General features: G+C 70.1%; 12 protein-coding genes. 5 read left to right on the top strand and 7 right to left on the bottom strand.

The genetic code is table 11. The features are described from left to right. Positions 1-35: 35 nt before the first annotated feature. Positions 36-428, bottom strand: a complete 393-nt coding sequence (locus ACWDYJ_RS22360; protein ID WP_451567342.1) for a MerR family transcriptional regulator — start codon at positions 426-428, stop codon at positions 36-38. Between the two features lie 406 nt (positions 429-834). Between ACWDYJ_RS22360 and ACWDYJ_RS22355 the strand changes: the two genes are divergently transcribed. Further along, complete coding sequence (locus ACWDYJ_RS22355) at positions 835-1,452, top strand: XRE family transcriptional regulator (RefSeq protein ID WP_451567375.1); 618 nt, start codon at positions 835-837, stop codon at positions 1,450-1,452. A 15-nt stretch (positions 1,453-1,467) separates the two neighbouring features. Here ACWDYJ_RS22355 and ACWDYJ_RS22350 read toward each other — a convergent pair whose 3' ends face one another. Beyond that, a complete protein-coding gene (locus tag ACWDYJ_RS22350; protein WP_451567341.1) occupies positions 1,468-2,493 on the bottom strand; it encodes an ATP-dependent 6-phosphofructokinase in 1,026 nt (341 codons plus the stop codon). A gap of 291 nt (positions 2,494-2,784) precedes the next feature. Between ACWDYJ_RS22350 and pta the strand changes: the two genes are divergently transcribed. The 3 genes from pta to pyk all read left to right on the top strand — a co-directional run bounded on the left by pta (position 2,785) and on the right by pyk (position 7,620). Further along, positions 2,785-4,878, top strand: a complete 2,094-nt coding sequence (gene pta, locus ACWDYJ_RS22345) for a phosphate acetyltransferase (protein ID WP_451567340.1) — start codon at positions 2,785-2,787, stop codon at positions 4,876-4,878. Positions 4,879-4,910: 32 nt separating this feature from the next. Next, positions 4,911-6,125 carry an acetate kinase gene (locus ACWDYJ_RS22340; RefSeq protein ID WP_451567339.1) on the top strand — a complete coding sequence of 405 codons (1,215 nt, stop codon included), beginning with the start codon at positions 4,911-4,913 and terminating at the stop codon, positions 6,123-6,125. Between the two features lie 64 nt (positions 6,126-6,189). Beyond that, entirely contained in the window at positions 6,190-7,620 is a 1,431-nt protein-coding gene (pyk, locus tag ACWDYJ_RS22335) for a pyruvate kinase (RefSeq protein ID WP_451567338.1), read from the top strand. 106 nt (positions 7,621-7,726) lie between these two features. On the opposite strand, the gene ACWDYJ_RS22330 is transcribed toward pyk, so the two are convergent. From ACWDYJ_RS22330 to ACWDYJ_RS22315, 4 genes are all read right to left on the bottom strand, one after another. Continuing rightward, positions 7,727-9,004, bottom strand: coding sequence for a hypothetical protein (locus tag ACWDYJ_RS22330; RefSeq protein ID WP_451567337.1), 1,278 nt, complete (start codon positions 9,002-9,004; stop codon positions 7,727-7,729). Then, positions 8,994-9,551 carry a DUF6114 domain-containing protein gene (locus ACWDYJ_RS22325; protein ID WP_451567336.1) on the bottom strand — a complete coding sequence of 186 codons (558 nt, stop codon included), beginning with the start codon at positions 9,549-9,551 and terminating at the stop codon, positions 8,994-8,996. The genes ACWDYJ_RS22330 and ACWDYJ_RS22325 overlap by 11 nt, the downstream gene beginning before the upstream one ends. 100 nt (positions 9,552-9,651) lie before the next feature. Further along, the gene (locus ACWDYJ_RS22320) at positions 9,652-10,302 is read right to left on the bottom strand and encodes a DUF6230 family protein (protein ID WP_451567335.1); all 651 of its coding nucleotides are present in this window, start codon (positions 10,300-10,302) and stop codon (positions 9,652-9,654) included. A 591-nt stretch (positions 10,303-10,893) separates the two neighbouring features. Beyond that, entirely contained in the window at positions 10,894-11,895 is a 1,002-nt protein-coding gene (locus ACWDYJ_RS22315) for a tetratricopeptide repeat protein (protein WP_451567334.1), read from the bottom strand. Between the two features lie 226 nt (positions 11,896-12,121). Between ACWDYJ_RS22315 and ACWDYJ_RS22310 the strand changes: the two genes are divergently transcribed. Beyond that, positions 12,122-12,760 carry a TetR/AcrR family transcriptional regulator gene (locus ACWDYJ_RS22310; RefSeq protein ID WP_451567333.1) on the top strand — a complete coding sequence of 213 codons (639 nt, stop codon included), beginning with the start codon at positions 12,122-12,124 and terminating at the stop codon, positions 12,758-12,760. Between the two features lie 33 nt (positions 12,761-12,793). On the opposite strand, the gene ACWDYJ_RS22305 is transcribed toward ACWDYJ_RS22310, so the two are convergent. Beyond that, a partial coding sequence (locus tag ACWDYJ_RS22305; RefSeq protein ID WP_451567332.1) for a hypothetical protein occupies positions 12,794-12,983 on the bottom strand: 190 nt, incomplete at its 5' end.

Here is a 12,983-nt window from a genome sequence, read left to right as displayed (position 1 = left end):
TGTGGTGCGATCGGTCCGCCCCGCGGCCGCGCGGCTCAGCCCGTCATCTCGCACCGCGGAGCCGCCGCTTCCCCGGCGGCCTCCTCGGCACTGGCCAGCTGCCGCGCGACCTGATCGCGTACGTCGGCCAGCTGGCCGATCAGACCGTCGAGCTCCGCGAGCTTGCGGCGGTAGACGGCCAGCGAGGCGGGGCAGGAGTCGCCGGCGGGGTGGCCTGCCCGCAGGCAGTCCACGAAGGGCCGGGTCTCCTCCAGCTCGAAGCCGAAGTCCTGGAGCGTGCGGATCTGGCGCAGCAGGCGCAGGTCGTCCTCGTCGTAGGCGCGGTAGCCGTTGCCGTCCCGCCCCGCGGTGAGCAGCCCCCGCGCCTCGTAGTAGCGCAGGGTGCGCGTGCTGGTCCCGGCCCGCTTGGCCAGTTCGCCGATTCGCATGGCCCGACCGTAATCCTTGACGCCGACGTCAAGGCAAGGCGACAGGACGCGAAAGTCGTCGAGGCCCTCGCCACCCCCGTATGCGAGGGCCCCGGCATGGATCACGTACGGGACGGGCCTCCGGTTCAGGGCGTGTGAGCGGGATCACTTCAGGGGTATGCCCGGGTACCTGAAATGGCGTGGCTGGATCCGTACGCTGTCAATGGATCTTCGAACGACTCGATTACCGGTCAGTCGCAGGGAAACCCGGCCAAAGCGCAGAACTTCATAGGAGCTTCCTACGAGTTATGGGCTTGTTTGTTTGGTTGGTAGTCGACATGCCTCAGCCACTCCTACGGTGTGCCATGTGCACTCCAGCCCACCTTTCAATGCCCCCGCCGCGCGTCGTCTGCGCGCGGCCCTGGGCATGGCTCCCGGTCATGTCGCCTATGGCCTGCGGGCCCAGTACGGACTGCTTGTCGCCCCCGAGACAGTGATGGCCTGGGAGAGGGGCGAGATCTCGCCGACCTCCACCGAGCTGACGGCGCTCGCGGGCGTGCTCTGGTGCTCCCCGGCAGAGCTGCTCGCCGAGCCGGTCACCCTGCGGGAGCACCGGATCGCCCGCGGCCTCGACTCCGAGGATCTGGCCCGACGGATCGGGATGGAGACGAACGTCTACCAGAAGATGGAGGACACGGGCCGCTGGAAGGGCAACGAGCGGCAGTCCGCCACCCTCGCCTCGGTGCTCGGGCTGACGCTGGCCCAGTTCATGACGGCGACCGGCAAGCACGAGGAACTCGCCGACCTGCTGCGCAGCGCGGTCACCACCCGCTGGCAGGCGTACGTGAAGCCGCTGGCCAAGCTGCTGCCCATACCCAAGGCCCACCTGGAGCGGGCCCTGGAGATGCTGCACCAGGACTACCAGTCGCGGATGATGTCGACCCTCAGCTGGGGCGGCGGGGGCGCCACCGACAACGGGGACGCCGGCCGGGAGTTCCTCGCGGAGATCCTGGACCGGTTCTGGGCCCTGGCCGGCGGTGCGTGACGAGGGAAGTGCCGGTCAGAAGACCGACTCGGCCTCGTAGATCCGGTCGTTCGGGACGGTCTTCAGCGCGGTGACGGCCGAGGCCAGCGGGGCCATCACGATGCTGGTGCCGCGCAGAGCGGTCATGTTGCCGAAATCGCCGCGGTGGACGGCCTCGACGGCGTGCCAGCCGAAGCGGGTCGCGAGCACGCGGTCGTAGGCGGTGGGGGTGCCGCCTCGCTGGACGTGGCCGAGGATGACCGGGCGGGCCTCCTTGCCCAGGCGCCGCTCCAGCTCGACGGCGAGGCGGTTGCCGATGCCGGCGAAGCGCTCGTGGCCGTACACGTCGATGGCGCCCTTCTCGTACGGCATGGAGCCCTCGGCCGGGTGCGCGCCCTCGGCGACGCAGACGACGGCGAACTTCTTGCCGCGGGCGAAGCGCTCTTCCACCATCTTCACCAGGGCGTCCACTTCGAAGGGACGCTCGGGCAGGCAGATGCCGTGGGCGCCGCCGGCCATGCCGGACTCGAGGGCGATCCAACCCGCATGGCGTCCCATGACCTCGACGACCATCACGCGCTGGTGCGATTCCGCGGTGGTCTTGAGGCGGTCGATGGCTTCGGTCGCGACCATGACGGCGGTGTCGAAGCCGAAGGTGCGGTCGGTGGAGGAGATGTCGTTGTCGATGGTCTTGGGCACGCCGACGACCGGCATCCCGGCGTCCGACAGCATGCGGGCGGCGGTCAGGGTCCCCTCGCCGCCGATCGGGATCAGGGCGTCGAGCCCGTACCGCTTCGCCAACTCGGCCGCGTTCTCGGCGGCTTCGTGGAGGCGGGCGCGCTCCATGCGCGCGGAGCCGAGGATGGTGCCGCCCCGGGCCAGGATGCCGCTGACGGCGTTGATGTCGAGGGGACGGAAGTTGCCGTCCAGGAGGCCCTTGAAGCCGTCCTCGAAGCCGATGACCTCGTCTTCGTGCCCGACCAGGGCACGGTGTACGACCGACCGGATGACAGCGTTCAGGCCCGGGCAGTCGCCGCCTGCGGTGAGAACTCCGATACGCATCGTGCTGTGTCTCCTGCTCCTGGTCGTACACGTGGTCGTACACGTGGCCGTCCGCGTGCGGGCGGCGAGCCGTCCACATGACGTACATATGAAGGGCGTATGAGTGAAGCCTGTCCGATTGTTCCACGGGCGGGGGGTGTCCCGCTCTTCGCGCTACTCCATCCACCAGGCCCTTCGACCCTCCCGAGCTGGGCCTTTTCCCGGCGGGCGCCCTATCCAGCCGCAGAGGTATCGTCAAGAGGCCGAGCCCATCCCAAACGGGATGAAACACACCATGGACGGAGAGCACGCGTGACGCGCAGCGTGTACGTGACCGGTATCGAGCGGGGGGACGGCCGGCAGGTCGTCGAACTGGGGATCATGGAGCTCCTGACCCGGCAGACAGGCCGGGTCGGTGTGTACCGCCCGTTGCTGCACGACGCACCCGACCGGCTCTTCGACCTGCTCAAGGCCCGCTACCGGATCGACCAGGACGCCGGGACGGCCTACGGCATGGAGTACCACGAGGCCTCCGCCGTCCTCGCCGAGAAGGGCACCGACGAGCTGGTCTCCCGGCTGGTCGACCGGTACCACCGGGTGGCCCGCGACTACGAGGTCATGCTGGTCCTGGGCACCGACTACGCCGACACCAACCTGCCCGACGAGCTGGCACTGAACGCCCGCCTCGCCAACGAGCTCGGCGCGGTCGTCATTCCCGTCGTGGGCGGCACCAAGCACCCCGCCGAGGCCGTGCGCGCCGAGGCCCAGAGCGCCCACCGCGCCTACGAGAGCCTGGGCTGTCACGTCGTGGCGATGGTCGTGAACCGGGTGGCCCCCGAGGACCGGGACCTCATAGCCGAGCGGCTCGGCGCCCGGCTCCCCGTGCCCTGTTACGTACTGCCGGACGACAAGTCCCTGTCGGCCCCGACCGTCGCCCAGATCACCCGGGCGCTCGGCGGCGAGGTGCTGCTCGGCGACGACGCCGGGCTGGCGCGCGACGCCCTGGACTTCGTATTCGGCGGTGCGATGCTGCCGAACTTCCTGAACGCCCTGACCCCCGGCTGCCTGGTCGTCACCCCCGGAGACCGCTCCGACCTGGTCATCGGCGCGCTGGCCGCGCACGCCTCCGGCACCCCGCCGATCGCCGGTGTGCTGCTGACCCTGAACGAGCGCCCGGGCCGGGACATCCTGACGCTGGCCTCGAAGCTGGCGCCCGGCACCCCGGTCGTCTCGGTGGCCGGCAACAGCTTCCCGACGGCCGCCGAACTCTTCTCGCTACAAAGCCGTTTGAATTCCGCGACCCCGCGCAAGCTGGAGACCGCGCTCGGCCTCTTCGAGCGGCACGTGGACACCGCCGAACTGCGCGGCCTGCTGTCGGTGGCCCGTTCGGAGCGCGTCACGCCGATGATGTTCGAGCACGAGCTGCTGGAGCGGGCCCGCTCCGAGCGGCGCCGCGTGGTCCTGCCCGAGGGCACCGAGGAGCGCGTACTGCGCGCGGCGGACGTGGTGCTGCGGCGCGGGGTGTGCGAGCTGACCCTGCTGGGCGAGGAGCAGGCGATCCTGAAGAAGGCCGCCGACCTGGGGATCGACATCTCGGCCGCCCAGCTCATCGATCCGGCGACCTCGCCCCTGCGGGAACGTTTCGCCGAGTACTACGCCGAGGTCCGCGCCCACAAGGGCATGACCGTCGAGCTGGCCCACGACGTGGTCACCGACGTCAACTACTTCGGCACCCTGATGGTCCAGGAGGGCCTGGCCGACGGCATGGTCTCCGGCACGGTGCACTCCACCGCCGCGACCATCCGCCCCGCCTTCGAGATCATCAAGACCAAGCCTGACGCCTCCATCGTCTCCTCGGTCTTCTTCATGTGCCTGGCCGACAAGGTCCTGGTCTACGGGGACTGCGCGGTCAACCCGGACCCCGACGCCGAGCAGCTGGCCGACATCGCCGTCCAGTCCGCGGCCACCGCGGCCGCCTTCGGCGTCGAGCCGCGGGTCGCGATGCTCTCGTACTCGACCGGCACCTCCGGGACCGGCGCGGACGTGGACAAGGTCCGCAAGGCCACCGAGATCGTCCGCGAGCGGCACCCGGAGCTGCTCATCGAGGGCCCGATCCAGTACGACGCCGCCGTGGAGCCCTCGGTGGCCGCGACCAAGCTGCCGGAGTCCGACGTGGCCGGCCGGGCGAGCGTGCTGATCTTCCCCGACCTCAACACGGGCAACAACACGTACAAGGCCGTGCAGCGTTCGGCGGGCGCGGTCGCGGTCGGCCCGGTGCTCCAGGGTCTGCGCAAGCCGGTCAACGACCTCTCGCGCGGTGCGCTGGTGCAGGACATCGTCACCACCGTGGCGATCACCGCGATCCAGGCGCAGTCGCAGACCCAGTCCCAGCAGCAGCCCAGCTGATGTCGCACCCCACACGAGAAGGCACCGCACCCGTGACCGCATCGCGCGTACTCGTCCTCAACTCCGGCTCCTCGTCGGTCAAGTACCAGCTCCTGGACATGGCGGACCGCTCCCGCCTCGCCGTCGGCCTGGTGGAGCGCATCGGCGAGGACGGCTCCCGGCTCGTGCACGAACCGTTGACCGGCCCCGGAGCGGCGGGCGGCAAGCGGGAGCGGCTCAGCCGGATCGCCGACCACGAGGCGGCGCTGAAGGCCGTCGCGGCGGAGCTGGCCGCCGACGGGCTGGGCCTGGACTCCCCCGAACTGGCCGCCGTGGGACACCGCGTGGTGCACGGCGGCACGAAGTTCACCCGGCCGACGGTGATCGACGACGAGGTGCTGGCGGAGATCCGGAGTCTGATCCCGCTGGCCCCGCTGCACAACCCGGCGAACGTGACCGGCATCGAGGTGGCGCGCGAACTGCGCGGGGGCATCCCGCAGGTCGCCGTCTTCGACACGGCCTTCCACGCGACGGTGCCGGAGTACGCGGCGCGGTACGCGATCGACGCGGCGACGGCCGACAAGTACTCCATCCGGCGGTACGGCTTCCACGGCACCTCGCACGCCTACGTGTCCCGGGCGACGGCGGCCCTCCTGGGCAGGCCGGTCGAGGACGTGAACGTGATCGTGCTGCACCTGGGCAACGGCGCCTCCGCGTCGGCCGTCCGGGGCGGGGTGTGCGTGGAGACCTCGATGGGCCTGACCCCGCTGGAGGGCCTGGTCATGGGGACCCGGTCGGGCGATCTGGACCCGGCGGTCGTCTTCCACCTGGCCCGGGTCGGCGGTCTGTCCGTCGACGAGATCGATTCGCTCCTGAACAAGAAGAGCGGTCTGCTGGGCCTGTGCGGCGACAACGACATGCGCGAGGTGCAGCGGCGCGCGGACGAGGGCGACGAGGCGGCGCGGCTGGCGCTGGCGTCCTACGTCCACCGCCTGAAGAAGTACATCGGCGCCTATACGGCGGTACTCGGGCGGGTGGACGCGGTGACGTTCACGGCGGGCGTCGGCGAGAACGCGTCGGCCGTCCGGGAAGCTGCGGTGACGGGCCTGGCGGAACTGGGTCTCACGCTGGACCCGGAGGCCAACGCGGTGCGGTCCTCGGAGTCCCGGCTGGTGTCGGCGCCGAGCTCCCGGGTGGCCGTGGCCGTGGTCCCGACCGATGAGGAACTGGAGATCGCGAGCCAGGCGTACGCGCTGGTTACCCGTTAGTCACTTTGGACTTTCCACCAGACGGAATATTCCACTGCGAAACAAACCCGATAGGATCCGCTTCATGCGCCGTTCCAAAATCGTCTGCACGCTGGGCCCCGCCGTCGACTCGTATGAGCAGCTGAAAGCGCTCATCGAGGCAGGTATGAACGTGGCCCGATTCAACTTCAGCCACGGATCCCAGGCAGAACACCAGGAGCGGTACGACCGCGTCCGGCAGGTCTCCGAGGACACCGGGCGCGCGGTCGGCGTCCTCGCCGACCTCCAGGGCCCCAAGATCCGCCTGGAGACCTTCGCCGAGGGTCCCGTCGAGCTGGTGCGCGGTGACGAGTTCACCATCACCACCGAGGACGTCCCCGGTGACAAGTCCATCTGCGGCACCACCTACAAGGGTCTCCCGGGCGACGTCGCCAAGGGTGACCAGATCCTGATCAACGACGGCAACGTCGAACTCCGGGTGATCGAGGTCGACGGCTCCCACGTCAGGACCATCGTCATCGAGGGCGGTGTCATCTCGGACCACAAGGGCATCAACCTGCCGGGTGCCGCCGTGAACGTCCCCGCCCTGTCGGAGAAGGACGTCGACGACCTGCGCTTCGCGCTGCGGATGGGCTGCGACATGGTCGCCCTGTCCTTCGTCCGCGACGCCGGCGACATCAAGGACGTCCACAAGGTCATGGACGAGGAGGGCCGCCGGGTCCCCGTCATCGCCAAGGTCGAGAAGCCGCAGGCCGTCGAGAACATGGCGGCCGTGGTCGACGCCTTCGACGCGGTCATGGTGGCCCGTGGCGACCTGGCGGTCGAGTACCCGCTCGAAAAGGTCCCGATGGTCCAGAAGCGGCTCATCGAGATGTGCCGCCGCAACGCCAAGCCGGTGATCGTCGCGACCCAGATGATGGAGTCGATGATCACCAACTCGCGCCCGACGCGCGCCGAGGCGTCCGACGTCGCCAACGCCATCCTCGACGGCGCGGACGCGGTCATGCTGTCCGCCGAGTCCTCCGTGGGCGCCTACCCGATCGAGACCGTCAAGACGATGTCGAAGATCGTCGCGGCGGCCGAGGAGGAACTCCTGTCCAAGGGCCTCCAGCCGCTCGTCCCGGGCAAGAAGCCCCGTACCCAGGGCGGTTCCGTCGCCCGCGCGGCCTGCGAGATCGCGGACTTCCTGGACGCGAAGTCGCTGGTCGCCTTCACCCAGTCCGGTGACACCGCCCGGCGGCTGTCGCGCTACCGCGCCTCCCAGCCGATCCTGGCCTTCACCACCGACACGCACACCCGCAACCAGCTGACGCTGAGCTGGGGCGTCGAGTCGTACGTCGTCCCGCACGTGGACAACACCGACGCGATGGTCGACCTCGTGGACGCGGAGCTGCTCAAGCTCCAGCGCTACAACAACGGCGACACGATGATCATCACCGCCGGCTCGCCCCCCGGCGTCCCGGGCACCACCAACATGGTCCGGGTCCACCACCTGGCCGGCGGCGCCCGCGACTGACGTCGCCCGACCGCCCGACTCTGCCGCACAGAGACCGAGGGCGGCACCCCGCATCGCTGCGGGGTGCCGCCCTCGGTGTTTCCTCGTTCCTCGGAGCGCTGAGCGGCTACTCCGGCGGGCCGATGTAGTTCTTCAGGCCCGGGACGGTCAGGTTGCCGCCGAACTGGCCCGCCTGGACGACCTTGACGTCCGAGAAGAACGCGAACGGGACGTTGAGCGGCGGCGGGGTGTTCGGGGTGAACTCGACCGGGATGATCCCGAAGAGGTTCCCCTTGAGGCTCTCGGTGTACATCGTCACCTTGCCGCCGCGGATCGTGGACGTGGACCCCGGACGGGACTTGAGGTGGGCGACGTCGCCCTCCTTGCCGACCGTCTGGTAGAGGTCCTTGATGTCCAGCTTGTCCGCCGTGAACTTCAGGACCTTCTTGGTCTTGCCGCCCGCCGTCTTCACCTCGACGATGCCCTCGTAGTCCAGGCCGTAGAGGGTCAGCAGCGAGCTGTCGAGGTACCAGGGCTCGTCGGGCAGGAGCGGGATGCCCTGCTCCATCTTGGCGTCGGCCAGCGCCTGGGCGTCGTGGGTCGGGCACGGGAAGGGCTGCTTCCCGTCCGCGTCCGTCGTCGCCGAAGCCGAGGGGGACGGCGAGGTCTTGTCCTCGTCCTCGTCCTCTTCCTCGTCGGCCGTCCTGCCCGTCTCGTCCTTCGGGGACTTGGCGGTGTCCTTGACGTCCTGGGGCAGCTCCTCGACCGTGACGCCCGCCTTCTTCGCCGCCTCGCGGATCGCGTCCGCCGACGGGTCGGGGGTGGGTGCCTTGGTCGTGGCGGTCGCGGTGGGCGTCGGGGTGGCCGGCTTCACCGCGCCCTGGAGGGGCCTGCCGAGTTCGTCCACGAGGCCCTTGACGGCGTCACCGACACCCAGCGGGTCCAGCGGGTTCGGGGTCTTGGACGCCGAGGGGGACGGTGAGGCGCTCGCGGACGGTGTGGCCGTCGGGGAGCTCTGCTTCGGCGTCTTCGGGGTCTCGGCGGGCTTCGACGCCGAGGGGGTCGCCCCCGGCTTCGGCGCCGCGCTCGCGCCGGGCGACGTACTCGCGCTCGGCAACGGAGACTTGGAAGGCGACGGCGACGGCGATTGCGTAGGCTCGTCGGACCGCGTCACACACGGGCCGGGCGCGAAGGGGATGTCCTTCTCGTCGGCCAGCGCCAGCTTCGGCGCCATGCCCAACCCGACGAACACGGCCGTCGGCATCGCCGCCAGTGCCATCGTCTTGCCGACGGGTATCTGGAGCTTGTTCAGCAGCGACTTCCTGGGCGCCGCGTGGCGCGGGCCCTTTATTTCACGGGACTCTGCGCCTGGGGCCACGCCCCGGTGCGTCTCGTCACCCCGCACTGTTCCTCCCGCCATCGGCGTGGGCAGTCGTCTCTGTCGCGTAAACCGTTTCCGTGTCCCGGGGACCCGAAAGGTTGAGGGGAGAGTCGGCGAACGCCTCCGCCTTGGCCGCCGCCGCGTCCCGCTCCACCCCGGGGTCGGCCGGCGTACCTGGGGCCCAGGAGAGCGCGAGGGCGCCGCCGAGCAGGGAGAAGAGGAAGCCGATGAAGAAGCCGCCGAGATTGGACACCGGCAGGGACACCAGGGCCAGCAGGATCGAGGCGACGCCGGCGAAAACCTGGATGCTCTGCTGGAACCAGAGGGCGGCCCCCAGCGTCATCAGCAGGACGCCGATGATCAGCGAACCCGCGCCGGCGGTTGTCGCCATGGCGAGGGTGACGTTGCCCAGCCGAAGGTCCGCGTAAGGGAAGTACGCGATCGGGAAGCCCCCGAAGAAGACGAAGAGCCCCGCCCAGAAGGGGCGGTGTCCCCTCCAGTCACGAAAGCGGTAACGCACCACGGTGAGCCAATGTTCGTCTTCGGAGCGAACCGGGGCCTCGGCGTTCATGGACAACAGCTCCCTGGAAACGGTGGTACGGAAAACTGTGTGGAGTCCGGGAGGGCGAGCGACAACGGCCGCCCTCCCTCCCGGTCACGCACCGGAATGGCTACTGGACCTCGGAGTCCTGGTAGCACGGCTTGTCTCCACCCAACAGACGCAGCTTCAGGTCGGGCAGCTTGAAGGTGCCCGCCGTCGTCGCCCACGCCTTCTGCTTCACGTCGGACAGGACCGCGCGCTCGGCACGCTGCGAGAAGGCGTACTTGTTCTTCTCGTCGACCGTGCCCGCCTGCGGCTTGGTCTTGTGGCTCGGGTCACTAACGGCGACACCGATGTCCAGGTTGGTGAACTCGGCGTCCGTGTCGAGCTCGGCCACATCCAGGTAGATGTTGGTCGCCTCGGCCGGCGTGCCCTTGTGGCCCGTCCGCAGCTGCAACGTGACGTTGCCGAGCGGGGTGGGCGTCACCAGCGACTGGCACATGTCGGTGATCTTGGCCTTGCTGAACCCCGAGATGGTGACCGGGTGCTTGACCGGTTCGCCCTTGAGGTTGTGACCCTCGGCCATGCCGCCGTACTGGATCAGGTTCTCGCCGTCGAGCTCCTTGGCCGAGACCTTGAAGTCCTGGCCGGACACGCTGAAGGACGCTGCGAGGGCACCCTGCGCCAGACCCACACCGACCGCGGCCGTGGCCGCGATGCTCGGGACCATGACGAGCGCGAAGCGCTTCCATCTGGTCCCACCACGAACCTGAGAACTCATATCGTTCCTCCTTCTCGGACGTACATCTCCGGTCCGGGCGGTGCCCGTCCTGGGATGGGAGAAGTGCTACGTCCTCGGGAAGGAGCGCAGGCGGCCGAGCCGCGGCGAACCACGTCCGTACACCGGCGTTCACCCCCGAGCGACAACCACTGGGCCACGCGTTCGCGCAACCTGGAGGACAGGCTCTGCCGGTGGGCAAAGACCCCCCTGTCCCACGGCCGGTGCCACTGCCACCGGCCGGCTCGGTGGGGACCCCGCACCGCGGCTCCGGGTGAGCGGCTCCGCGGGAAGGACCGAGCGTCGCCGATCGTGGTGCATTCCCGGCCGGGGCACAAGGGGGATCGTTACTGGCGGGTAACGGCTGGATAACCGGGGTGCGACCCAGCGCCGTCGGGCGGCGACACAGGGTGTCACCGAGGGCCACGACAATCGGCGGAAGAGTGAACACACCGGACAGTTCACGGGGTTCGACTTACTGCCAGTAACAGCGGCCGCGATTACCAAGTTTTGGCAAAGCGCGACCGCTGTTCATCTACGTGTCAATAAATCGCCGGTGGCCTCACGGCGGTCGGAGGCCCGTCGCAGACCGGCCTAGAAGAGCACCCGCGCCAGAGCCGTACGGGCCGCCGAGACCCGGGGATCGTCCGCCCCGATGACTTCGAACAGCTCCAGGAGCCGCACCCGCACGGAGTCCCGGTCCTCACCGAACGTCACCCGGACGGTGTCCACCAGGCGCCCGAAGGCGTCCTCCACGTGCCCGCCGGCCAGCTCCAGGTCGGCCGCGGCCATCTGCGCGGCCGGGTCCCGCGGGTTCTCCGCCGCGGCGGCGCGCACCGACTGCGGGTCCATGTGCTGCACCCGGGAGAGGAGTTCGGCCTGGGCCAGGCCCAGCTTCGCCTCGGTGTTGCCCGGGTCGTCCGCCAGTACGTTCTTGTACGCCTGCACGGCTCCGCCCAGGTCACCCGCGTCCAGCGCCACGACCGCCGCTTCCAGCAGCGCGTCGTACGGGCCGGCCGGCGCGGCGGCCGGGGCCGCGGCCGCCCGCGGGGCGCCCTCGGCGTCGAGGTCGACCTGGAGGCCGACGAGACCGAAGCGCTCCTCGGCGACCTGGATCAGCTGGGCGAGGGTCTCGCGGATCTGCTGCTCGGGCACCACGCCCTGGAACAGCGGCAGCACCTGGCCCGCGACCACGGCGAAGACGGCCGGGATGCCCTGGATGCCGAACTGCTGCATCAGCGTCTGGTTGGCGTCGACGTCGATCTTCGCCAGGACGACACGGCCGTTCGCCTCGACGGTCAGCCGCTCCAGGAGCGGGCTGAGCTGCTTGCACGGCTCGCACCACTCGGCCCAGAAGTCGAGGACGACCGGAACCTCGTTGGAGAGCTGGATGACGTCGCTTTCGAAGCCGGCTTCCGCTACGTCGATGACGAGCGCGGACGGCGGAACGGCGCCGCCGGGCGCGCCGGCCGCGCCGCCGCCACCCTGCCGGGCCGCGTCGGCGCGCGCCTGCTCGGCCTTCGCCTTGGCCTCGGCGGCCGCCTTCACCGCGGCGAGGTCTACGACGCCGCTCATGGACATGTTTCTGGGCTGCATGCGTACATCCTCCCCCGAGTGCGCGCGCCGACGAAAAAGATCCCGAAAGATCACGTGCCGAATTGTTCGGCGCCGGGTCCCCACCTGACGCCAGTAGCCTTCGCGTGGTTGTCGCTCTTACGCTACGAGCCGTAGCGTAACTCCCCCGGACCCCGCCGCGCCCGTGATCTCAACCACACCGGATCGGTACCGCCCGGTTCCCGTACTGGCGGGTATGGTCGCGGCCATGCCCCATCCGACCCCCGGCACCAGCTCCCCCCACGGCCGCACCGGACGCCCCCGCAGCGCCGCCGCGGACGCCGCCATCCTGGCCGCGACGCGGGACGCGCTGGTGGACCTGGGCTGGTCGAAGCTGACCATGGGCGACGTCTCGACCCGGGCCGGCGTCGCCAAGACCACCCTGTACCGGCGCTGGGCGGGCAAGAACGAGCTGGTCGTGGACGCGGTGGCCGAGCTGTTCGACGAACTCGACCTCCCCGACCGGGGCTCCCTCGAAGCCGACATCGAGTACGTGGTCCTGCAGTTCGCGGAGTTGCTGCGGCGCCCGGAGGCCCGTACGGCCCTGATGGCGGTGGTCGCCGAGTCCACCCGGGACGAGGCCCTGCGCGACCGGATCCGGTCGGCGATCGTGGACCGGCAGAAACGTCTCGTCGTACAGGGCCGCGAACGGGCCCAGGCCCGTGGCGAACTCCCGTACGAGGAGGACGAGGACCTCGCCGACCGCACCACGGACCTGATCTTCGACGTGATCGCGGGCACGGTGGTGCACCGCGCCCTGGTGAGCGCCGAACCGGTGGACACGCTCTGGGCGGCCTCGTTCACCGCCCTCCTGATGCACGGCCTGGGGCGCGCGGCCCCCGCCTGACCCGGGACCCGGCGGGACGGACCGCCGTCGCGGTCACGGCCCCGTCCCCGGCTCCGTCTCGCCGCTTTCGCCGGGCGGTTCGAAGTCGACGACGATGTACGCGTACGGCCCGCAGCCGGTCTGCATCACCACACGGACGCTCACGCCGGGCACGGCGCGGTTGAGGGGAACAGGGGGAAGGCCGGTCGTGCCCGCCACCGTAGAGGCGGGCGCACAAATCCGC

This window comes from Streptomyces sp. NPDC003042, from assembly GCF_053591315.1.
The sequence above is the reverse complement of the archived record's forward strand: the minus strand, read 5'-3'. Positions and strand labels throughout refer to the sequence as shown.

Excerpts from the sequence above, each read along its gene's own strand:
- ACWDYJ_RS22360 (WP_451567342.1), bottom strand. The coding sequence starts at position 428 with ATGCGAATCGGCGAACTGGCCAAGCGGGCCGGGACCAGCACGCGCACC.
- ACWDYJ_RS22355 (WP_451567375.1), top strand. The coding sequence starts at position 835 with ATGGCTCCCGGTCATGTCGCCTATGGCCTGCGGGCCCAGTACGGACTG.
- ACWDYJ_RS22350 (WP_451567341.1), bottom strand. The coding sequence starts at position 2,493 with ATGCGTATCGGAGTTCTCACCGCAGGCGGCGACTGCCCGGGCCTGAAC.
- pyk (WP_451567338.1), top strand. The coding sequence starts at position 6,190 with ATGCGCCGTTCCAAAATCGTCTGCACGCTGGGCCCCGCCGTCGACTCG.
- ACWDYJ_RS22325 (WP_451567336.1), bottom strand. The coding sequence starts at position 9,551 with ATGAACGCCGAGGCCCCGGTTCGCTCCGAAGACGAACATTGGCTCACC.
- ACWDYJ_RS22320 (WP_451567335.1), bottom strand. The coding sequence starts at position 10,302 with ATGAGTTCTCAGGTTCGTGGTGGGACCAGATGGAAGCGCTTCGCGCTC.
- ACWDYJ_RS22315 (WP_451567334.1), bottom strand. The coding sequence starts at position 11,895 with ATGCAGCCCAGAAACATGTCCATGAGCGGCGTCGTAGACCTCGCCGCG.
- ACWDYJ_RS22310 (WP_451567333.1), top strand. The coding sequence starts at position 12,122 with ATGCCCCATCCGACCCCCGGCACCAGCTCCCCCCACGGCCGCACCGGA.